Consider the following 21,649-nt stretch of genomic DNA (forward strand, 5'->3'; position numbering starts at 1 on the left):
ATGGATTATTCTGCATTCCTACGCATAATTATGGGAAATAATTTGATCTCCAAGGCTGGTGTTTCTACCGACTTGCATCACCGCCCTATCACACGCCCCATCACCTGCCCAAAAAGAAAGAGCATGCCTGTCGCATGCTCTCGAAGCGCGGCGGGCAAGCCCGCTCAGACTGGCCGCCCGCGCCACCACAGGTACAGGCCGGCGAGCACCATCGGCACGCACAGCCACTGGCCCATGCTCAGGCCCAGCGACAGCAGGCCCAGAAAATCGTCGGGCTCGCGGAAATACTCGGCCGCGAAGCGCAGCAGGCCATAGCCGATCAGGAACACGCCGGCCACCTGCCCCTGCCCGCGCGGCTTGCGCGCATACAGCCACATCACCACGAACAGCAGCAGCCCCTCCATCAGGAACTGGTAGATCTGCGACGGATGGCGCGGCAGCATCGATCCGCTTTGCGGAAATACCATTCCCCAGGGCAGGTCCACCGGTGCAAAACGGCCCCACAGCTCGCCATTGATGAAGTTGCCGACACGCCCCGCCGCCAGGCCCAGCGGAATGCAGGGTGCCACGAAATCAGCCACCTGCAGCCAGGGACGGCGGCGCCAGCGGGCGTACAGCACCATCGCGGCGATCACGCCGAGCAGGCCGCCGTGAAAGCTCATGCCGCCCTGCCATACCGCGAAGATTTCCAGCGGATGGCTGAGGTAGAAGCCCGGCTTGTAGAACAGGCAGTAGCCCAACCGGCCGCCGAGGATCACGCCCAGCACGCCGTAGAACAGGATGTCCTCGACATCCTTGCGCGTCCATGGCGCGGGATCGGTCACCGAGGCGAAGGGCTGGTGCCTGAGCCGGCGCACACCCAGCAGCATGAACAGCGCAAAGCCCGCCAGATAGGTCAGGCCATACCAGTGCACAGACAAAGGACCGATCTTCACGGCCACCGGATCAATGTGGGGATACATCAACATGCCCGGCATTGTGCCCGAGTTCACCATGCCTCCATGGGCTTTACCTGCCGTGCGGCATGCAGAAACATTCGCTACATGCCAGGCCCAAGTTCCTCCTCAATTGATCACTACAGTGAAGGCTCAGGCACCGAAAACACACTCCAGTGAATTTGCTCCTGAACCGGCATCGCCCCCTGCCACGAGGGTGGCGATGCCAACTTCGATTTAACAACCATCTTTTGGAGGATCCGCATGCACCGAAGCATCCATTCCACCGCATTCCTGGGCACCCTGGCGGTCAGCGCCGCCATGCTGCTGGTTGGCCACAGCCAAGCTGCCACAGCGGCATCGACCGAGGCTGCTGCGCCATCGGCGCAGGCCATCGCCACCTGCACCGGCAAAAAGGAAGGGGCAGAAGTGAAGATCACCTTGAAAAATGGCCAGCCCGGCGACGGCATCTGCGTGATGCGCGGCAATACCCTGGTTGCGATACCCAAGCCCCCTATCGGCTCCGGGCCGTGACAAAGGCTACCATCCAGCCAGCCGCCAGCATTGGCACAATCCTGTGAATACCTGACGCCCACGCCAGCCAGAGCTTGCCCGCGCGCAAGCCCTGGCGCGACTCTGCCCCGGAGCCCATGCCCTCACCTCGACTGCGAACCCGTATCTTTGTCGCGCTGACCCTGCTGTTGCTGGGGCTGCTGCTGGGGTTTGGTGTTTTTTCCTACTGGAGCCTGCTGCGCGGGCTGGGGCCCTATGTGGCCCAGATCGAACTCGGGCGCCTGGAGTATCTGGAAAGCCAGTTGCGGCAGGACTATCTCGCGCGGCAAAACTGGGAATCCATAACCCCGGAAAGATGGCAGCGCCTCATTTCGGAAGGCAAGAGTGGCAGCAGCAGCTGGGTTTCCGATGCGCCGTCCGAACCGATGAAGATAGCGGCCGGCCCGGGAGGCGGCCAGTTGCACCCCATCGACCGCTATCCGATACAGGAACGCCTGGGCCTGCTGGACAAGAACGGTAATCTGGTGGCCGGTGTGCCGATGGCGCCAGGAAGCGCACGCAACCCCTTGCTGGATTCCAAGCGCCAGCTGATAGGCACCCTGCTGCTGCGGCCGCCGCCGGTCATGAAAAACCAGATCGACAGCGCCTTCCTGCGTGAATACCTGGTGTTTCTGCTCGCGGCCGGCGCCTTGGGCCTGCTGGCGGCCATGGCGCTGTCGTGGCGGCTGAGCCGGCGCTGGATGCAGCCCATAGACGCCCTCTCCCAGGGCGCGCAGTCCTTTGCCGCGGGCCAGCTGGGCTACCGCATCCCGGTACGCGGCAATGACGAGCTGGCCCAGCTGGCCATGCGCTACAACCATATGGCCGAGCAACTGCAATATGCCCAGGAGCAGCAGATGGACTGGCTCAGCCAGGTGGCCCACGAGTTGCGCACGCCACTGGCCGCGATACGCGCCGAGATCGAGGCGCTGCAAGATGGCATACGGCGCTTCGACGACAAGACCGCCGACCGGCTCCATGGCCAGACCATGCGCCTGACCCGCCTGGTCGAAGACCTGCGCGCCAGCCTGAACGCGAACGGCGCCGGTGCCGCCGCATCGCCGCCGCATACCCAGGAGCTGGACATCCGCGCCCTGGTCATGGACAGCGTCGATGGCATGCGGGCCCGCTACGAACGCGGCCATATCGGGCTGCCCCCTGCGGCCGCGCTGGAGCAGCGCATCATGCCGGCCACGGTGCAGGGCAATGCCGAGCAGCTGCACCAGGTATTTGCCAACGTGCTGGAAAACAGCCTGCGCTATACCGATGCCGGCGGGCAGCTCGACCTCCATGCGCGGCTGGTGACCGAGCCTGCCGCCGCCGCGCCACGCTCCTGGTGGGAAATCATCGTGGACGACACCGCCCCCGCGGTGGCCGATCCGCATCTGCCGCGCCTGTTCGAACGGTTCTTCCGCGCCGACGACTCGCGCAGCCGCGCCAGCGGCGGCTCCGGGCTGGGGCTTGCGATCTGCCGCAGCATCGTGCAGGCACACGGCGGCGACATCCTGGCCGCGCACTCCCCGCTCGGCGGCCTGCGCATCTGCATCCGGCTGCCACTGGCGGCCATACAGACACCGACCCCATGAGCATGCCCACGCCACGCATTGTCCTCGCCGAAGACGAGGCCGACATCGCCTCCGTCATCGTCGACTACCTGCGCCACGCCGGCTACCGGGTGGAGCACTTCAGCGACGGCAGCCAGGCACTGGATGCCCTGCGCGAATCCCCTCCCGAGCTGGCGATCCTCGATCTGATGCTGCCCGGAACCAACGGCCTGGCCATCCTGGAGGCCTGCCAGCAGGAGCGGCTGTGCCCGGTGATCTGCGTCACCGCCAAGGTCGAGGAAGTGGACCGGCTGATCGGCCTGGAGATGGGCGCGGACGACTATGTGTGCAAGCCATTTTCTCCGCGTGAACTGGTGGCGCGAGTCAAGGCCGTGCTGCGCCGTGCCACGCCGGCCCGCGCGCCGCAGCCCGGCGCGCCCGGCGCCACGTGGCTGCTGGACGAAGACAGCTTCCAGGCCAGCTGGAAGGGCCAGCTGCTGCCGCTGACCCGGCGCGAATTCACGCTGCTGCGCATCCTGCGCTCCAAGCCCGGCAAGATCTATTCGCGCAGCCAGCTGCTGGACCTGGCCTATGCCGACACGCTGGACGTCAGCGACCGCGCCATCGACAGCCATGTCAAGAACCTGCGCAAGAAGCTGCGCGCCGCCATGGGCGAGGACACCGACTGCATCCGCTCGGTATACGGCGTCGGCTTCGTTTTTGAAGAAACGCCCTGAGCCTCGGCCCGCCCGGCTATTGCAAGGTCTGCTTGGCGGATTCCGGCAGCCACAGCGGCATGACCTCGATACCCTCGTCGGCCAACGCCGCATGCTCGGAGCCGGACAAGGTGCCGCGGATCGCGCGCTGCTCCAGCTCGCCGCGGTGCATCTGGCGCGCCTGCTCGGCGAACTCCGCCCCCACATCGTCGCTGTGGGCCACCACCTGCCGCGACCATTCCAGCCAGCGGCGCATCACCTCCTGGGAGGCAGCGGCGGCGGACGGCGCGGGTTGCGGCTCGGCCCTGGGGCCTTTGAGGTTCAGGCGGGGGGCGCTCAAGCCCTTGGCGATCTCGCCCGCACCGCAGATGGGGCAAGTCAACAAGCCACGCTGCTGCTGGTCTGCGAAATCCGCTTCGGATGCAAACCATCCCTCGAAGACATGCTGCAAAGGACAGACGAGGTTGAATACTTTCATGGATCGCGGCCCCGGCGCAGGCCCTGCGCCTGAGCAACCTATCTTAATTGGATCCTGAATGCCTGGACCGGCGCAGCAGATACTGGTAGGTGAAGCCTGGAAATGCCAAGGTCAGGAACAAGGCCGCGGTGATCGCATAGAACTCCCAACCCTGGGCGCTGCGCTGGCTCAGCCGCCCCTCCAGCAAGCCGGCCACCAGGCCGACCGCGACATACAGCACCAGCATTTCCAGCAGCCGCCAGGCCAGCGCCTTGCGCCTGCCCGGCTGCCGGGGGCCAGGGCCTATGGCAAACCAGCGCTGGTTGATGAAGGGCAGGTTCGCCGCCACCAGCGCCAGCACGATCACCAGCCAGACCGAGGCCGTCATGCCAACATCCCGCCAACAGCGCAGCCGATAAGCATCAGGTGGCCAGCGCGCGCAGCACTGCGTCGGCGCACAGGCTCATCAGGCTGCCGGGCATGATGCCCAGCACCAGCACCAGGGCGCCATTGACCACCAGCACGGCGCGCACATCCAGCGATGCCGACACCTGGGTGGCGGTGATGGGTGCATCGAAATACATCACCTTCACCACGCGCAGGTAGTAGAAGGCGCCGATCAGCGACATCAGCACCGCGAACACCGCCAGCGCCACGTGCAGCCCGCTGCCCGAGGCCACCAGCGCCTGCAGCACCGACAGCTTGGCGTAGAAGCCCACCAGCGGCGGAATGCCGGCCATCGAGAACAGGCAGATGGCCATCACCGCAGCGTACAGCGGGCTGCGCTGGTTCAGGCCGGCGAAGTCGGCGATCTCCTCGCTCTCGAAACCCTCGCGCGCCAGCAGCAGGATCACGCCGAAGGCGGCGAGCGTGGTCAGCACATAGCTCACCACATAGAACATCGCCGAGCTGTAGGCGTTGCCTGCCGCCATGGCCTCGACATTGCCGTTGACCACGCCCGACATCAGGCCCAGCAGCACGAAGCCCATCTGCGAAATGGTCGAGTACGCCAGCATGCGCTTGAGGTTGCTCTGGGCGATGGCGGCCAGGTTGCCGATCAGCAGCGAGCCGATGGCCAGCACCGCCAGCATCTGCTGCCAGTCGATGGCCAGCGGCAGCAGGCCATCCACCAGCAGCCGGATGGCGATCGCGAAGGCGGCGAACTTGGGTGCGCCGCCGACGATGGCGGTCACCGCGGTGGGCGCGCCCTGGTACACGTCGGGAATCCACATGTGGAACGGCACCACGCCCAGCTTGAAGGCCAGGCCGGCCACCACGAACACCAGGCCGAACACCAGCACCTGGTGGCGGATCTGGCCGGAATTGACCGCCTTGAACACCTCGCCCAGGTCCAGCGAACCGGTGGCGCCATAGATCATCGACAGGCCGTAGAGCAGGAAGCCGCTGGCCATCGCGCCCAGCACGAAGTACTTCATGCCGGCCTCGGTGGACACGGCATGGTCGCGGCGCAGCGCCACCAGTGCATAGCTCGACAGCGTGAGCAGCTCCAGGCCCAGGTAGATCACCAGGAAGTTGTTGCCCGAGATCATGATGTTCATGCCCAGCAGCGCGAACATCGACAGCGAGAAGTACTCGCCGCCGCGCAGCATGTCGCGGTCCGCGGCATAGGGGCGGCCATAGATCAGCGTGACCGCCATCGCAATGGCGGAGAAGCACTTGAGCCAGTTGCCCATGGCGTCGCTGACGACCATGTTGCCGAAGGCATAGAAGGTGTTGCCATTGCTGGCGTACATGCCTTCGAGCACCGCCACCAGGAGCAGGGTCAACAGGGTCAGCACATAGGTCAGGGTGCGGCCCTTGCTGCGCACGCCCAGGTCGACCAGCGTGATGACGCAGGCCATGACAAGCAGAACAATTTCTGGATAGATAGCCAGCCAGCTGATGTTATCAATCATCTCGAGTCTCTCAATTCGTTCTGCGCATCACAGCTTGGAAACGGCCACATGCTTGAGCAGATCCGCCACCGAAGCGTTCATCACGTCGGTGAACGGCGCCGGATACACGCCCATGACCAGCACCGCGACCGCCAGGATGGCCAGGATCAGGAATTCGCGGCAGCCGATATCGGACAGCTCCTTCACATGGTCGTTGGCGACCGGGCCCAGGTAGACCCGCTTGTACATCCACAGCGTGTAGGCTGCGCCCAGGATCAGCGCCGTGGCCGAGGCCACGCCGATCCAGAAGTTGAACTGCGTCGCGCCCAGGATCACCATCCACTCGCCCACGAAACCGGCGGTCGCCGGCAGGCCGCAGTTGGCCATCGAGAACAGCAGCGCGAAGGCAGCGAACTTCGGCATGGTGTTGACCACGCCGCCGTAGGCGGCGATCTCGCGGGAATGCACGCGGTCGTACAGCACGCCGATGCACAGGAACATCGCGCCCGAGACGAAGCCGTGCGCAATCATCTGCACCAGGCCACCGGCGATGCCGATGTCGTTGAAGATGAAGAAGCCCAGCGTCACGAAGCCCATGTGCGCCACGGACGAATAGGCCACCAGCTTCTTCATGTCCTTTTGCACCAGGGCCACCAGGCCCACGTAGATCACCGCGATCAGCGACAGCGCGATGATCAGCCAGGCCCAGTGGTGCGAGGCGTCGGGCGCGATCGGCATCGAAAAACGCAGGAAGCCGTAGGCGCCGAGCTTCAGCATGATGGCCGCCAGCACGGCCGAGCCGCCGGTGGGTGCCTCCACGTGCACATCGGGCAGCCAGGTATGCACCGGGAACATCGGCACCTTGACCGCGAAGGCCGCGAAGAAGGCGAAGAAGATCAGCGTCTGCTCTTGCATCGACAGCTTGAGCTGGTGCCAGGCCAGGATGTCGAAGCTGCCGGCCTTGTTGTACAGGTAGATGATCGCGATCAGCGTCAGCAGCGAACCCAGCAGCGTGTACAGGAAGAACTTGAACGCGGCATAGATGCGGTTCGGGCCGCCCCAGATGCCGATGATCAGGTACATCGGGATCAGCGTGGCTTCGAAGAACACGTAGAACAGCAGGCCGTCCAGCGCGCTGAACACGCCGATCATCAGGCCCGACAGGATCAGGAACGCGCCCATGTACTGGTTGACGCGCTCGGTGATGGACTCCCACGACGCCAGCACCACGATCACCGTGATGAAGGCGGTCAGCGGCACGAACCAGAACGAGATGCCGTCCACGCCCAGGTAGTACTGGATGCCGAAACGCGGAATCCACGAGGCCTTCTCGACGAACTGCATGGCCGAGGTGCCGAGCTCAAAGCCCTGGTACAGCGGCAGCGTCACCAGCAGCCCGACGATGGCGCCGATCAGCGCGATCCAGCGCACCAGCCTGGCCTGCTCCTGCTTGCCGAATGCCAGGACCACCACGCCGAAGACGATCGGGGTCCAGATTGCAAGACTCAACAATCCCATTTTTCTTCTTCCTTACTTGTTGAGCAGCACGAAGTAGGTCATGAGCAGGAAGATGCCCAGAATCATGACCAGTGCGTAGTGGTAGACATAACCCGACTGCAGCCAGCGGATCACCGAGGCGATGCGGCCCACGATCTTCCAGGAGCCGTTGACCACCAGGCCATCGATCAGGGTCTGGTCGCCAGCCTTCCAGAACACCGTGCCCAGCGCGCGGCCGCCGCGGGCGAAGATGTTCTCGTACACCCAGTCCACGCCGTACTTGCCTTCGAGGGCCTGGTAGATGCCGACCTTTTCCATGGCGCGCTTGATCGCCGCCGGCCATTCGGGCTTGAGCATGTAGAACACGTACGAGAGTACGACACCGGCCAGCGCCAGCCAGAACGGCAGCGCGGTGAAGCCGTGCAGCGCCATCGACACCCAGTCGTGGATCTCCTCGCCCAGCTCGGCCATTGCATGGTGCTTGCTGCCGTCCACCGTGATCACGCCCTTGAAGAAGTCGCCCAGCACCATCGGCGCCAGCGCCAGCGCGCCGATCACCACCGAGGGAATCGCCAGCAGCATCAGCGGGCCGGTGACCACCAGCGGCGACTCGTGCGGCTTGGCATCATGGCCATGGCCGTGGTGGTCGTCGTGGCCATGGTGATGGTCGTCATGGTGCGCATCCGGGTTCTGGTCGTAGCGCTCCTTGCCGTGGAAGACGATGAAGTACAGGCGGAACGAGTAGAACGCGGTGATGAACACGCCCGCCAGCACGGAAAAGCTGGCAAAGCCGGCGGCCGGCAGGTGCGAGGCGTGCACCGCCTCGATGATCGCATCCTTGGAATAGAAGCCGGCGAAGAACGGCGTGCCGATCAGCGCCAGGTTGCCCAGCAGGAAGGTGATCCAGGTGATGGGCATGTACTTGCGCACGCCGCCCATCCAGCGGATGTCCTGGTTGTGGTGCATGCCCATGATGACCGAGCCGGCGCCCAGGAACAGCAGCGCCTTGAAGAACGCGTGGGTCATCAGGTGGAACACCGACACCGAGTAGGCCGACACGCCGAGCGCCACCGTCATGTAGCCCAGCTGCGACAGCGTCGAATACGCGATCACGCGCTTGATGTCGTTCTGGATGATGCCCAGGATGCCCATGAACAGTGCCGTGATCGAACCGATCACCAGTATGAAGTTCAGCGCGGTGTCCGACAGCTCGTACAGCGGCGACATGCGGCTGACCATGAAGATGCCGGCGGTCACCATGGTGGCCGCGTGGATCAGCGCCGAGATCGGGGTCGGGCCCTCCATCGAGTCGGGCAGCCAGGCGTGCAGCGGGAACTGGGCCGACTTGCCCATCGCGCCGATGAACAGGCAGATGCCGATCACGGTCACCAGCATCCAGCCGGTGCCCGGCATGGTCGCGGCCTGCAGCTCGGGCAGCTTGGCGAAGATCTCGCCGTAGTTCAGCGTGCCGGTGTAGGCGGCAATCAGGCCGATGCCCAGGATGAAGCCGAAGTCGCCGACCCGGTTCACCAGGAAGGCCTTCATGTTCGCGAAGATCGCCGATTCCTTCTTGAAGTAGAAGCCGATCAGCAGGTACGACACCAGGCCCACCGCTTCCCAGCCGAAGAACAGCTGCAGCAGGTTGTTGCTCATCACCAGCATCAGCATCGAGAAGGTGAACAGCGAGATGTACGAGAAGAAGCGGTCGTAGCCGTCGTCTTCGGCCATGTAGCCGATGGTGTAGATGTGCACCATCAGCGACACGAAGGTCACCACGCACATCATCATCGCGGTCAGGCTGTCGATCAGGAAGCCGATTTCCATCTTCAGCGTGCCGACCTGCATCCATTGGTAGATGGTCTGGTTGAAGGTCGCGCCTTCGAAGACCACCTGCTGGAACGTCAGCGCAGACAAGATGAACGCGATCAGCACGCTGCCGATGGTGAGGGTGTGGCTGCCCACGCGGCCGATGCGGTTGCCACCGAACGCCGTACCGAAAATGCCCGCCAGCGCGGAGCCCACCAGCGGTGCCAGGGGGACCGCCAGCAGTGTTGAAGCAGAGAGGGTTTGACTCATTCTTCTGGACCTTGCAATTACTGGTGCCTCAACCCTTCAGGGCATTGAGATCTTCCGCATCGATGCTGGACTTGTTGCGGAACAGCAGCACCAGGATCGCGAGACCGATGGCCGATTCCGCGGCAGCGACCGTGAGGATGAAGAACACGAAGATCTGGCCGTGCATGTCGCCCAGGTAGTGGGAGAAGGCCACGAAGTTCATGTTGACCGCCAGCAGCATCAGCTCGATGGCCATCAGCAGCACGATCAGGTTTCTGCGGTTCAGGAAGATGCCGACGACGGCCATGGCAAACAGCATGGCCCCCAGCGTCAGGAAATGGCCGAGTGTCAGTGTCATGCTTGCTTCTCCTCCACCGCCGGCGCGGGCGCCACCGCGGCGGCCACCTTCACCAGCGCAACACGGTCCGCGGCGCGCACGCGCACCTGGTCGGACGGATCCACCGTCTTCGTATCCTTGCGCTGGCGCAGGGTCAGCGCGATCGCGGCGATCATCGCCACCAGCAGGATCACCGCGGCGATTTCCACCGGGTACAGGTATTCGGTATACAGCAGGGTGCCCAGCGCCTTCACGTTGCTGAACGGCACCACCTGGCCTGCGCTGTCGACGACGGTCGCCACCGGCTTGGCCTCGTCGATGGAGCCGAAGCCGCCGATCAGCACCAGGCCCATCTCGAAGGCCACGATCGCGAAGATCACCGCCGCCATCGGGAAGTACTTCCAGAAGCTGCGGCGCAGCGCATCGATGCGGATGTCCAGCATCATCACCACGAACAGGAACAGCACCATCACCGCTCCCAGGTAGACCATCACCAGCACGATGGCCAGGAATTCAGCCTTCAGGATCAGCCAGATGCCGGCTGCCTGCGAGAAGGCCAGAATCAGATGCAGCACGGCATGCACAGGGTTCTGCGCCGTGATGACCCGGAATGCCGCGTACAGCAGCACGACCGAGAACAGATAGAAAAAACCAGTTGTAACGTCCATGTGGGGCTCTTTTCAATCCATCTGCGCCGGTTCAGCGGTACTTGGCATCCGCGGCCTTGGCCGCAGCGATTTCCTTCTCGTAGCGGTCGCCCACTGCGAGCAGCATTTCCTTGGTGAAATACAGATCGCCACGCTTCTCGCCGTGGTACTCCAGGATCTGGGTTTCCACGATGGAGTCGACCGGGCAGCTTTCCTCGCAGAAGCCGCAGAAGATGCACTTGGTCAGGTCGATGTCGTAGCGCGTGGTGCGGCGGCTGCCATCCTCGCGCACATCGGACTCGATGGTGATCGCCATGGCGGGGCACACGGCCTCGCACAGCTTGCAGGCGATGCAGCGCTCTTCGCCATTGTCATAGCGGCGCAGCGCATGCAGGCCACGGAAACGCGGCGACAGCGGCGTCTTCTCTTCCGGGAACTGCACGGTGACCTTGCGCGCGAATGCGTAGCGGCCGGTCAGCGCCATACCCTTGAAGAGCTCCCACAGCATGAAGCTCTTGATGAAATCCTTTACCGAAAAGGCACGAGCAGCAGCAACAGTCATGGTATGTGTCCTCCCGCTTACTTCCAGATATTCCATGGCGACAGCAGCCAGCCGCCCACCAGGATCAACCACACAAGGGTCACGGGGATGAAAATCTTCCAGCCCAGGCGCATGATCTGGTCATAGCGAAAGCGCGGGAAGGTGGCGCGAATCCAGATGAACATCGACACCACGACAAAGGTCTTGATCGCCAGCCAGATCCAGCCGGGGATGAAGCCCAGGAACTCGAACGGAGGCAGCCAGCCGCCGAGGAACATGATCACCGCCAGGATCGACACCAGCCACATGCTGGCGTACTCGGCCAGGAAGAAGATGGCGAAGCCCATGCCCGAGTACTCGACCATGTGGCCGGCCACGATCTCGGCCTCGCCCTCCACCACGTCGAACGGGTGGCGGTTGGTTTCGGCCACGCCCGAGATCAGGTACACCAGGAACATCGGCAGCAGCGGCAGCCAGTTCCACGACAGGATGCCGGCGCCCGCGCTGGCAAACATGCCCTTGCCCTGGCCCAGGACGATCTCGGTCAGGTTCATGCTGCCGGTGACCATGATGACCACCAGGAAGCAAAAGCCCATCGCGATTTCGTAGCTCACCATCTGGGCCGACGCGCGCAGCGCGCCCAGGAAGGCGTACTTGGAATTCGAGGCCCAGCCCGCGATGATCACGCCATAGACCTCGATCGAGGTGATGGCCATCACCAGCAGCAGGCCCACGTTCACGTTGGACAGCGCCACATCGGGGCCGAAGGGAATCACCACCCAGGCGGCCAGGGCCGGCATGATGGCCATGATCGGCCCGAGGCGGAACAGCCCGGGGCTGGCAGCCGACGGCGAGATGATTTCCTTGGTCAGCAGCTTCAGGCCGTCGGCCAGCGGCTGCAGCAGGCCGAACGGGCCCACGCGGTTGGGGCCGTGGCGCACCTGCATGAAGCCTAGCAGCTTGCGCTCCCACAGCGTCAGGTAGGCGACCGCACCCATCAGCGGCGCAATGATGCAGACGATCTTGATCAGGTTCCAGATCACCGGCCAGATGATGGACGCCCACCAGCTGGCGGCCACCAGGTTCAGACCACCGTTGTAAATCGCGTCGATCATGGTGCGACGGCCTCCAGGGATTGGCGGGCATCCGCCGTCAATTGCAACGAAGAGGCGCGGCGCACGATGCCATCGAGCTGGTAGATGGCAGCCACCATCGGCGCCTGCGCTGCAGCTGCCGAGACCGCCATGTTGGTCTTGGTGGCATTGCTCAGCACCGTGGCCGGCACCTGGGTCTGCGAGCCCACGGCCTTGGCCAGCACGTCCTGCGACGATTCAAACGCCATGTCGGGCAGGTTCAGCAGATTGCCCAGCACGCGCAGCACCTTCCAGGCCGGACGCGCCTCGCCCTGCGGTTTGACCACCGCGTGGAAGCTCTGCAGCCGGCCCTCGGCATTGACGAACGAGCCCGAGGTCTCGGTGAAAGGCGCGATCGGCAGCAACACATCGCTGAACGCCATGTTGGCCTTGAACGGACTGAGCGTGACCACCATCTCCGCGGACTCCAGCGCCGCGGCCGCATGGGCGCCGGCGGCCGAGTCGAACTCGGGCTCGTTGTTCAGCAGGATGGCGGCCTTCAGCTCGCCAGCCAGCATCTGGCCGGCATTCAGGCCGTTCGCGCCGGGCATGGCGCGCACCCACTGGGCGCCCACGGTATTCGCGGCCTCGGTCAGGAAGCCGACGCTGGCGCCGGTCTGGCCCGCGATCCACTGGGCGATGGCCAGCAAGGTGCCGGCCTGCGCATGGTGGGCCACGGCATTGCCCAGCAAGATGGCCTTCCTGTCGCCGTTTTGCAGCGCACGGGCGATCTCGGTGGCCTGCTCGCTCACGCTGCCGGCATTGTTCGGCGCCGCGATGCCCTTGGACTGGGCGACCGCCGCGGCAATCGACGACAGCGCATAGGTCCACTGCTCGGCCGGTGCCAGCAGCTCATGGGCCACCGGCATGGCCAGGTCGTGGTGGCTGGCATTGAGCGTGGTCACCACGCAGCCCCTGCGGGTCGCGGCCTGGCGAATGCGCTGGGCAAACAGTGGGTGTTCCTTGCGGATGTTCGAGCCCACCACCAGGGCGGCGTTCAGGTTCGACAGCTCGGCGATGCTGCAGCCGAGCCAGCGCACACCATCATGGCTCTCGAACTCGGCATGGCGCAGGCGGTAGTCGATGTTCTCGCTGCCCAGGCCGCGCACCAGGGCGCCGGCCAGGTATAGCTCCTCCAGCGTGCTGTGCGGGCTGACCAGGGCGCCGATGCTGGCCGCGCCATGGTCGCGCTGCACGCTCTTGAGGCCGTTGGCCACGTATTCGAGCGCGACCTGCCAGCTGACCTCGGTCCACTGGCCGCCTTGCTTGATCATCGGCTGGGTCAGGCGCTCTTCGCTGTTCAGCGCTTCGTAGGAGAAGCGGTCGCGATCGGCGATCCAGCATTCGTTGACCGCATCGTTCTCGAACGGTACGACACGCATCACGCGGTTGTTCTTGACCTGCACCACCAGGTTCGCGCCGGTGGAGTCGTGCGGGCTGACCGACTTGCGGCGCGACAGCTCCCAGGTGCGGGCGCTGTAGCGGAAGGGCTTGCTGGTCAGCGCACCGACCGGGCAGATGTCGATCATGTTGCCCGACAGCTCGGAGTCCACCGTGTCGCCGAGCACCGTGGTGATCTCGGAGTGCTCGCCGCGGTTGATCATGCCCAGCTCCATCACGCCGGCGATCTCCTGGCCGAAGCGCACGCAGCGGGTGCAGTGGATGCAGCGGCTCATCTCTTCCATCGAGATCAGCGGGCCCACGTTCTTGTGGAACACCACGCGCTTTTCTTCCTCGTAGCGCGAGGCCGAGCCGCCGTAGCCCACGGCCAAGTCCTGCAGCTGGCATTCGCCGCCCTGGTCGCAGATGGGGCAGTCCAGCGGATGGTTGATGAGCAGGAACTCCATCACCGATTGCTGGGCCTTGACCGCCTTGTCGGAGGCGGTGCGCACGATCATGCCCTGCGTCACCGGGGTGGCGCAGGCGGGCAGCGGCTTGGGCGCCTTTTCCACGTCAACCAGGCACATGCGGCAGTTGGCCGCGATCGACAGTTTCTTGTGGTAGCAGAAATGAGGAATGTACTTGCCTGCAGCCTCGGCCGCATGCATCACCATGCTGCCTTCGGCAACCTCGACCTTCTGACCGTCTAATTCAATTTCAACCATATGCTCTCTCGCGATCAGGAGGACAGCGCACCCTGCTTGGCAGCAGCGTTGATCTTGGCTTCGAACTCATGGCGGAAGTGCTTGATCATGGCGCGCACCGGCATCGCTGCCGCATCGCCCAGCGCACAGATCGTGCGCCCCATGATGTTGCCCGCCACCGAATCCAGCGTGTTCAGGTCTTCCGCGCGACCCTCGCCGCGGTTGATGCGGTCCACCATGCGCCACAGCCAGCCCGTGCCTTCACGGCACGGCGTGCACTGGCCGCAGGATTCGTGCTGGTAGAAGTACGACAGCCGCAGCAGCGATTCCACCATGTCGCGCGAATCGTCCATCACGATCACCGCGCCCGAGCCCAGCATCGAGCCGGCCTTGGAGATGGAGTCGTAGTCCATCGTGCATTCCATCATGATGGCAGCCGGCAGCACCGGGGCGGACGAGCCGCCGGGGATCACCGCCTTGAGCTGGCGGCCGGTGCGCACGCCGCCGGCAAGCTCCAGCAGCTTGGAAAACGGCGTGCCCAGCGGTACCTCGTAGTTGCCGGGCTGGTTCACATCGCCGCTCACCGAGAAGATCTTGGTGCCGCCGTTGTTGGGCTTGCCGCACTCCAGGTACGCAGCGCCGCCGTTGCGGATGATCCAGGGCACCGCCGCGAAGGTCTCGGTGTTGTTGATGGTGGTCGGCTTGCCGTAGAGGCCGAAGCTGGCCGGGAACGGCGGCTTGAAGCGCGGCTGGCCCTTCTTGCCTTCCAGCGATTCGAGCAGTGCAGTCTCTTCGCCGCAGATATAGGCGCCGAAGCCATGGTGCGCATGCAGCTGGAAGCTGAACTTGCTGCCCATGATGCTGTCGCCCAGGTAGCCCGCGGCACGGGCCTCTTCCAGCGCGGCCTCGAAGCGCTCGTAGACCTGGAAGATCTCGCCGTGGATGTAGTTGTAGCCCACCGAGATGCCCATGGCATAGGCGGCAATCGCCATGCCCTCGATCACGATGTGCGGGTTGAACATCAGGATGTCGCGGTCCTTGCAGGTGCCCGGCTCGCCCTCGTCCGAATTGCAGACCAGGTGCTTCTGGCCCGGGAACTGGCGCGGCATGAAGCTCCACTTCAGGCCGGTCGGGAAGCCCGCGCCGCCGCGGCCGCGCAGGCCCGACTCCTTGACGATGGCGATCACCTGGTCTTGCGTCAGGCCTTCGCCGCCGTCCTGGCCCAGGATCTTGCGCAGCGCCTGGTAGCCGCCACGGGCCTCGTAGTCCTTGATGGACCAGTTGCGCCCGTTCAGCTCGGCATAGATCTGCGGCGTGATGTGGCGGTCATGGAAGCAGGTCTCCAGGCCGGTGGCCTGGAACTGGTTCAGGATCTGTGCGGATGTAGTCACTTGCTGTCCTCCGCTGCGCGCAGGCCGTCCACCAGCTGGTCGAGCTTGTCGTTGTCCATGAAGCTGCACATGTGGCGGTCGTTGACCAGCATCACCGGCGCATCGGCGCAGGCGCCCAGGCATTCGGACTGCTGCAGCGTGAACACGCCGTCGGCCGTGGTCTCGCCCATGTGGATGCCCAGCTTGGCCTCCAGGTGCTTGAGCGCCTCCTGGCCGCGGCGCAGCTGGCACGGCAGGTTGGTGCAGACGTTCAGCTTGTACTTGCCCACCGGATGCTGGTTGTACATGTTGTAGAACGTGGTCACTTCGTGCACCGCGATCTCGGGCATGCCCAGGTACTCGGCAATCACCGCCTCGCTCTCCTGGCTCACATGGCCCTGCTCCTGCTGCACGATGGACAGGCATGCCATCACCGCCGACTGCTTCTGCTCGGGCGGGTATTTGGCCACTTCGCGTGCAAAGCGCGCTTTGGTCGCTTCGGTAATCATCGGTCAATCTCTCCGAACACGATGTCCATGGTGCCAATGATGGCCACCGCATCGGCCAGCATGTGGCCGCGGGACATTTCATTGAGGGCTGCCAGGTGCACGAACCCCGGAGGACGGATCTTCAGGCGGTACGGCTTGTTGGCGCCATCGCTGACCATGTAGATGCCGAACTCGCCCTTGGGGTGCTCGACGGCGGCATAGGCCTCGCCCTCGGGCACGCGGAAGCCCTCGGTGAAGAGCTTGAAGTGGTGGATCAGCTCTTCCATGTTGGACTTCATCGACTCGCGCGACGGCGGCGCCACCTTGTGGTTGTCGGTGATCACCGGGCCGGGGTTGGCGCGCAGCCAGTCCACGCACTGCTTGATGATGCGGTTGGACTGGCGCATCTCCTGCACGCGCACCAGGTAGCGGTCGTAGCTGTCGCCGGTCTTGCCCACCGGGATGTCGAAATCCATCTTGGCGTAGCAGTCGTAGGGCTGCTTCTTGCGCAGGTCCCAGGCCACGCCGGAGCCGCGCAGCATCGGGCCGGTCAGGCCCAGGTTCAGCGCGCGCTCGGCTTCCATCACGCCGATGCCGACGGTGCGCTGCTTCCAGATGCGGTTGTCGGTCAGCAGGGTCTCGTATTCGTCCACGCACTTGGGGAAGCGCTGCACGAAGTCGTCGATGAAGTCCAGCATCGAGCCCTGGCGGTTGCGGTTCAGCAGCTCGACGCCCTTGGCGTTGCGCACCTTGCTGGCACGGTACTGCGGCATGCTCTCGGGCAGGTCGCGGTACACGCCGCCCGGACGGAAGTAGGCCGCGTGCATGCGGGCGCCGGAAACCGCCTCGTACATGTCGAACAGGTCTTCGCGCTCGCGGAAGGTGTAGATCAGGATGGTGGAGCTGCCGCAGTCGTTGCCGTGCGAGCCCAGCCACATCAGGTGGTTCAGCAGGCGCGTGATTTCGGAGAACATCACGCGGATGTACTGCGCGCGGATCGGCACCTCGATGCCCAGCAGCTTCTCGATGGCCAGGCAGTAGGCGTGCTCGTTGCACATCATCGACACGTAGTCCAGGCGGTCCATGTAGGGCAGCGCCTGGATGTAGGTCTTGTATTCGGCCAGCTTCTCGGTGGCGCGATGCAGCAGGCCGATATGCGGGTCGGCGCGCTGCACCACCTCGCCGTCGAGCTCCAGCACAAGACGCAGCACCCCGTGTGCCGCGGGGTGTTGGGGACCGAAGTTGAGTGAGTAGTTCTTGATTTCAGCCATGGTGTTTCATCGTGAGGACCTTGAGCCTCAGTGCAGGCCTCCGTAGTGATCTTCACGGATGATACGGGGGGTGATCTCGCGCGGCTCGATCGACACCGGCTCGTAGATCACGCGACGCTGCTCGGCGTCGTAGCGCATCTCCACATGGCCCGACAGAGGGAAGTCCTTGCGGAACGGATGGCCGATGAAGCCGTAGTCGGTGAGGATGCGGCGCAAGTCCTGGTGCCCGTCGAACACCACGCCATACAGATCGAAGGCCTCGCGCTCGAACCAGTCGGCCGAGCTCCACAGCCCGGTCACCGAAGCCATCACCGGGAAATCGTCGTCCTGGCAGAACACCTTGACGCGCACGCGCTGGTTCAGGCTCACCGACAGCAGGTGCGACACCACCGCGAAGCGCGGCCCATCGGTGCCCACTTCCTTGTAGGCCGAATAGTCCACCGCGCACAAATCGATCAGCTGCTCGAAGCGGCACTCGGCATGCTCGCGCAGCATCTGCATCGCGGCCAGATAGTTCTCGGCGCCCACCTCGACCGTCACTTCATCCAGCGCCAGCGTGACCTTGCGGGCCAGCTCGCCCAGGACGCGCGCGACATTGTCTTGCAGCGCGGAAGGCTGTATCAGTTCAACACTCATGCGGACTCCTAGGCGCGCGCGATGGTATGGGTGCGGCGGATCTTCTGCTGCAGCTGGATGATGCCGTAGATCAGCGCCTCCGCGGTCGGAGGGCAGCCCGGCACATAGACATCGACCGGCACGATGCGGTCGCAGCCCCGCACCACCGAGTAGCTGTAGTGGTAGTAGCCGCCGCCGTTCGCGCACGAGCCCATGGACAGCACCCAGCGCGGCTCGGCCATCTGGTCGTAGACCTTGCGCAGGGCCGGCGCCATCTTGTTGCACAGCGTGCCGGCCACGATCATCAGATCGGACTGGCGCGGGCTGGCCCGAAACACCTCGGCGCCAAAGCGGCCGATGTCGTAGCGCGCCGCCGCGGCATGCATCATCTCCACCGCGCAGCAAGCCAGGCCGAACGTCATGGGCCACAGCGACCCGGTCTTGGCCCAGTTCACCACCGCATCATAGCTGGTGGTGACGAAGCCCTTTTCCATCACGCCTTCAATCATCGTGCACCTTTGTGATGTCTGGTTATTCCCAGTTCAACGCGCCCTTTTTCCATTCGTAGGCAAAGCCCACGACCAGCACGGCCAGGAAAATCAGCACGGCGACAAACCCGGTCACGCCCACTTCCTGCAGCGATACCGCCCAGGGGAAGAGGAAAGCGATTTCCAGGTCGAACAGGATGAACAGGATGGCCACGAGGTAGTAGCGCACATCGAACTTCATGCGCGCGTCTTCAAATGCCTCGAAGCCGCATTCGTAGGGAGAATTCTTGGCCGCATCCGGGCGATTGGGCCCGAGGATATACCCCAGCACCAGCGGGGCCAGGCCGACTGCGGCGCCCACCAGAATGAACAGAAGGACTGGGAGGTATTGATTGAGGTTCATCTTGAGGTCACTCACCGCAGAAGGCCAACCCGAGTAACCACACAATGTAACCCAGGCAGCCCTGATTTGTGCTGGTGCCGTCGGCGAGACTCGAACTCGCACAGCTTTCGCCACTACCCCCTCAAGATAGCGTGTCTACCAATTTCACCACGACGGCAATTTGCTATTTGTCTTAGAGACAGGAGGCATAGAGATTTGCAACTACATGCTTCCTGACAGACTCAGATTCTACTCTGTAAAAACCCTAGTATTCGAGCACTTGAAAAAATAGTTGCGTTATTTGGCCACCGGCTCAGGCGCCGCCGACCCCGCCGCAGCAGGAGCGTCGGCAGCCGCCGGCGCCGGGGCAGCCGCGCCGGCAGCGGGCGAAGATGCCGGCGAAGACGCAGGCGCGGCGGCCGGTGCGGGCACCGATTCCGCGGCCGGAGCAGGCGCCGGGGCCGCGGGCGCGGCGGCCGGCGGAATCGTGCTGTCCACCGGCGCCGACGACTGGGGAATCGCCGCCGCGGGCGACTCCAGCACGCTGCCGGCCGTGTTGGGACGGGCATTGCCGAAATACGCCAGCGCCAGGGTTGCCACGAAGAACACCGTGGCCAGCACCGCCGTGGTGCGCGACAGGAAGTTGGCGCTGCCGCTGGCACCGAACAGGCTGCCGGAGCTACCGCTGCCAAAGGCCGCGCCCGCATCCGCACCCTTGCCGTGCTGCACCAGAATCAGGCCAATCATGCCCAGTGCCGCCAGCATCTGGACTGCCAGAATAATCGTAACCATCATTGATCCTTCTATGAATGAGATAGCAAGCAGTCCGCCTTTTTATTGGGCTGCATCAATAATCTTCAAAAAATCCTGCGGCTTGAGCGCTGCCCCGCCGATCAAGCCTCCGCCGATGTCGGGCTGGGCCAGCAGCTCGGCCGCGTTGGCCGCGTTCATGCTGCCGCCATACAGCACCGGCACCTTGGCCGCATGCGTGGTGGCCGCGGCCAGCTGCGCCCGCAGCACCGCATGCACCTGCTGCGCCTGCTCGGGCGTCGCGGTCTTGCCGGTGCCGATCGCCCACACCGGCTCGTAGGCCACGACGATCTCGCTCACGCACTGCCCCACCTGGTGGATCACCGCGGCCAGCTGCCGACGCACCACCGCCTCGGTCTCACCCGCCTCGCGCTGCGCCAGCGTCTCGCCCACGCACACGATGGGCGCGATGCCCGCATTCAGCGCCTTCTGCGCCTTGGCCGCCACCACGGCATCGGTCTCGCCGTGGTACTGGCGCCGCTCCGAGTGGCCGACCAGCACATGGCGCACGCCAAAATCGCACAGCATGGCGGCCGACACCTCGCCGGTATAGGCGCCCGCGTCGTGGGCCGACACGTCCTGGGCCGCCAGCTGCACCGGCGAGCCCTGCAGCAGGCCGCGCACCTGGGCCAGGTAGACCGCCGGCACCGCCACGGCAACCGCGCATGCCGGCTGCCCCAAACCATCGGCAATCCCCTTCAGCAGGGCCTCGTTGGCCGCGAGGCTGCCGTTCATCTTCCAATTGCCCGCAATCAGCTTTTTCATTGATCTTCCCATGTCAGCACGATCTTGCCGATGTGCTGGTTACTCTCCATCAACGCATGCGCCTGGGCGGCCTGCGCGGCGGGGAAGCGGCTGTGCACCAGCACCTTCACCCGGCCGTCGGCCAGCAGCGGCCACACCTTGGCCTGCAGCGCCCGCGCGATCTCGGCCTTGAAGGCCACCGGGCGCGGCCGCAGCGTCGAGCCGGTGATCACCAGGCGCTTGCGCAGCACCAGGCCGGCATTGAACTCCGCCTTCACCCCGCCCTGCACCGCAATGATGACCAGGCGGCCATCGTCGGCCAGCGACTCCACCTCGCGCGCCACATAGTCCCCGGCCACCATGTCCAGGATGACGTCCACCCCTTTGCCAGCGGTGATGCGCTTGAGCTCGGCAACGAAGTCCAGCGCCTTGTAGTTGATGGCGTGGTCCGCCCCCAGCTCCACGCAGGCCCGGCATTTCTCGTCCGAGCCGGCGGTGGCGATGACCACGGCGCCATGCGCCTTGGCCAGCTGGATCGCGGTAACGCCGATGCCGCTGGTGCCGCCCTGGATCAGGATGGTCTCGCCCGCGCGCAGCTGGCCGCGGTCGAATACATTGCTCCAGACGGTGAAAAAGGTCTCCGGCAGGCAAGCCGCCTCCACATCCGACAGCCCTTCGGGCACCGGCAGACACTGGGCCACCGGCGCCACGCAGAACTGCGCATAGCCGCCGCCAGCCACCAGCGCGCACACGCGCGCGCCGATGCGCAAGCCCCGCTCCTGCATCGCCGCCTCGTCGCCAGAGACGACGACGCCCGCCACCTCCAGCCCCGGCAGGTCGGATGCGCCGGGCGGAGGCGCGTAGTGCCCCTTGCGCTGCAGCACGTCCGGGCGATTCACGCCACTGGCCGCCACCCGAATGCACAGCTCGCCCTTGCCCGCGACGGGCATGGGACGGCTGGCGAGCTGCAGCCCCTCGGGCGCACCAAAGGAGGCGATTTCCACGGCTTGCATCATTTCCACACCAACATCCTTTGCACCGGCGAAACCGCCGGCAAAAACGCCAGGCCGCGGACGGTTTGCCCGCGC

Annotated in this window: 23 protein-coding genes and 1 tRNA gene; 3 read left to right on the plus strand and 21 right to left on the minus strand. The window is 64.7% G+C overall.

The window, feature by feature from the left end:
* Window positions 1–164: 164 nt before the first annotated feature.
* Window positions 165–977, minus strand: a complete 813-nt coding sequence (lgt, locus tag ACODRX_RS14855; protein ID WP_488872321.1) for a prolipoprotein diacylglyceryl transferase — start codon at window positions 975–977, stop codon at window positions 165–167.
* A 222-nt stretch (window positions 978–1,199) separates the two neighbouring features.
* On the opposite strand from lgt, the gene ACODRX_RS14860 reads away from it, so the two are divergent.
* The 3 genes from ACODRX_RS14860 to ACODRX_RS14870 all read left to right on the plus strand — a co-directional run bounded on the left by ACODRX_RS14860 (window position 1,200) and on the right by ACODRX_RS14870 (window position 3,768).
* A complete protein-coding gene (locus ACODRX_RS14860) occupies window positions 1,200–1,469 on the plus strand; it encodes a hypothetical protein (RefSeq protein WP_488872294.1) in 270 nt (89 codons plus the stop codon).
* 116 nt (window positions 1,470–1,585) lie between these two features.
* Window positions 1,586–3,073 carry an ATP-binding protein gene (locus ACODRX_RS14865; protein ID WP_488872295.1) on the plus strand — a complete coding sequence of 496 codons (1,488 nt, stop codon included), beginning with the start codon at window positions 1,586–1,588 and terminating at the stop codon, window positions 3,071–3,073.
* A 2-nt stretch (window positions 3,074–3,075) separates the two neighbouring features.
* Window positions 3,076–3,768, plus strand: coding sequence for a response regulator (locus ACODRX_RS14870; RefSeq protein WP_488872322.1), 693 nt, complete (start codon window positions 3,076–3,078; stop codon window positions 3,766–3,768).
* A gap of 16 nt (window positions 3,769–3,784) precedes the next feature.
* On the opposite strand, the gene ACODRX_RS14875 is transcribed toward ACODRX_RS14870, so the two are convergent.
* The 20 genes from ACODRX_RS14875 to ACODRX_RS14970 all read right to left on the minus strand — a co-directional run bounded on the left by ACODRX_RS14875 (window position 3,785) and on the right by ACODRX_RS14970 (window position 21,574).
* Complete coding sequence (locus ACODRX_RS14875; protein ID WP_488872296.1) at window positions 3,785–4,225, minus strand: DUF1178 family protein; 441 nt, start codon at window positions 4,223–4,225, stop codon at window positions 3,785–3,787.
* A 43-nt stretch (window positions 4,226–4,268) separates the two neighbouring features.
* Window positions 4,269–4,592, minus strand: a complete 324-nt coding sequence (locus ACODRX_RS14880; RefSeq protein ID WP_488872297.1) for a DUF2818 family protein — start codon at window positions 4,590–4,592, stop codon at window positions 4,269–4,271.
* 34 nt (window positions 4,593–4,626) lie between these two features.
* The gene (gene nuoN, locus ACODRX_RS14885) at window positions 4,627–6,120 is read right to left on the minus strand and encodes an NADH-quinone oxidoreductase subunit NuoN (RefSeq protein ID WP_488872298.1); all 1,494 of its coding nucleotides are present in this window, start codon (window positions 6,118–6,120) and stop codon (window positions 4,627–4,629) included.
* A 27-nt stretch (window positions 6,121–6,147) separates the two neighbouring features.
* Window positions 6,148–7,617: an NADH-quinone oxidoreductase subunit M gene (locus tag ACODRX_RS14890; protein ID WP_488872299.1), complete on the minus strand. Its 1,470-nt coding sequence runs from the start codon at window positions 7,615–7,617 to the stop codon at window positions 6,148–6,150.
* Between the two features lie 12 nt (window positions 7,618–7,629).
* Window positions 7,630–9,672 (minus strand): NADH-quinone oxidoreductase subunit L, encoded by a 2,043-nt coding sequence (nuoL, locus tag ACODRX_RS14895; RefSeq protein WP_488872300.1) that lies wholly within the window; start codon window positions 9,670–9,672, stop codon window positions 7,630–7,632.
* 28 nt (window positions 9,673–9,700) lie between these two features.
* A complete protein-coding gene (nuoK, locus tag ACODRX_RS14900) occupies window positions 9,701–10,009 on the minus strand; it encodes an NADH-quinone oxidoreductase subunit NuoK (RefSeq protein WP_460479425.1) in 309 nt (102 codons plus the stop codon).
* Window positions 10,006–10,656 (minus strand): NADH-quinone oxidoreductase subunit J, encoded by a 651-nt coding sequence (locus ACODRX_RS14905; protein WP_488872301.1) that lies wholly within the window; start codon window positions 10,654–10,656, stop codon window positions 10,006–10,008. Before ACODRX_RS14905 ends, nuoK begins: the two co-directional genes overlap by 4 nt.
* Before the next feature lie 31 nt (window positions 10,657–10,687).
* Window positions 10,688–11,197, minus strand: a complete 510-nt coding sequence (nuoI, locus tag ACODRX_RS14910; protein WP_488872302.1) for an NADH-quinone oxidoreductase subunit NuoI — start codon at window positions 11,195–11,197, stop codon at window positions 10,688–10,690.
* Window positions 11,198–11,214: 17 nt separating this feature from the next.
* On the minus strand, window positions 11,215–12,291 hold the full coding sequence (gene nuoH, locus ACODRX_RS14915; protein WP_488872303.1) for an NADH-quinone oxidoreductase subunit NuoH: 1,077 nt from the start codon (window positions 12,289–12,291) through the stop codon (window positions 11,215–11,217).
* Window positions 12,288–14,414, minus strand: coding sequence for an NADH-quinone oxidoreductase subunit NuoG (nuoG, locus tag ACODRX_RS14920; RefSeq protein WP_488872304.1), 2,127 nt, complete (start codon window positions 14,412–14,414; stop codon window positions 12,288–12,290). Before nuoG ends, nuoH begins: the two co-directional genes overlap by 4 nt.
* Before the next feature lie 14 nt (window positions 14,415–14,428).
* Window positions 14,429–15,784 carry an NADH-quinone oxidoreductase subunit NuoF gene (nuoF, locus tag ACODRX_RS14925; protein WP_488872305.1) on the minus strand — a complete coding sequence of 452 codons (1,356 nt, stop codon included), beginning with the start codon at window positions 15,782–15,784 and terminating at the stop codon, window positions 14,429–14,431.
* Window positions 15,781–16,272, minus strand: a complete 492-nt coding sequence (gene nuoE, locus ACODRX_RS14930) for an NADH-quinone oxidoreductase subunit NuoE (RefSeq protein ID WP_488872306.1) — start codon at window positions 16,270–16,272, stop codon at window positions 15,781–15,783. The genes nuoF and nuoE overlap by 4 nt, the downstream gene beginning before the upstream one ends.
* On the minus strand, window positions 16,269–17,522 hold the full coding sequence (locus tag ACODRX_RS14935; RefSeq protein ID WP_488872307.1) for an NADH-quinone oxidoreductase subunit D: 1,254 nt from the start codon (window positions 17,520–17,522) through the stop codon (window positions 16,269–16,271). Before ACODRX_RS14935 ends, nuoE begins: the two co-directional genes overlap by 4 nt.
* Before the next feature lie 27 nt (window positions 17,523–17,549).
* Window positions 17,550–18,158 carry an NADH-quinone oxidoreductase subunit C gene (locus ACODRX_RS14940; protein WP_488872308.1) on the minus strand — a complete coding sequence of 203 codons (609 nt, stop codon included), beginning with the start codon at window positions 18,156–18,158 and terminating at the stop codon, window positions 17,550–17,552.
* A gap of 8 nt (window positions 18,159–18,166) precedes the next feature.
* Window positions 18,167–18,646, minus strand: a complete 480-nt coding sequence (locus tag ACODRX_RS14945; RefSeq protein ID WP_460479411.1) for a NuoB/complex I 20 kDa subunit family protein — start codon at window positions 18,644–18,646, stop codon at window positions 18,167–18,169.
* Between the two features lie 22 nt (window positions 18,647–18,668).
* Window positions 18,669–19,028: an NADH-quinone oxidoreductase subunit A gene (locus tag ACODRX_RS14950; protein WP_488872323.1), complete on the minus strand. Its 360-nt coding sequence runs from the start codon at window positions 19,026–19,028 to the stop codon at window positions 18,669–18,671.
* Between the two features lie 72 nt (window positions 19,029–19,100).
* Window positions 19,101–19,185, minus strand: a tRNA-Leu gene (locus ACODRX_RS14955).
* Between the two features lie 119 nt (window positions 19,186–19,304).
* Window positions 19,305–19,799: a preprotein translocase subunit SecG gene (secG, locus tag ACODRX_RS14960; protein ID WP_488872309.1), complete on the minus strand. Its 495-nt coding sequence runs from the start codon at window positions 19,797–19,799 to the stop codon at window positions 19,305–19,307.
* Window positions 19,800–19,841: 42 nt separating this feature from the next.
* The gene (gene tpiA, locus ACODRX_RS14965) at window positions 19,842–20,582 is read right to left on the minus strand and encodes a triose-phosphate isomerase (RefSeq protein ID WP_488872310.1); all 741 of its coding nucleotides are present in this window, start codon (window positions 20,580–20,582) and stop codon (window positions 19,842–19,844) included.
* Window positions 20,579–21,574: an NAD(P)H-quinone oxidoreductase gene (locus tag ACODRX_RS14970; protein ID WP_488872324.1), complete on the minus strand. Its 996-nt coding sequence runs from the start codon at window positions 21,572–21,574 to the stop codon at window positions 20,579–20,581. Before ACODRX_RS14970 ends, tpiA begins: the two co-directional genes overlap by 4 nt.
* Window positions 21,575–21,649 lie beyond the last annotated feature (75 nt).

Source organism: Comamonas sp. FG99, from assembly GCF_057808605.1.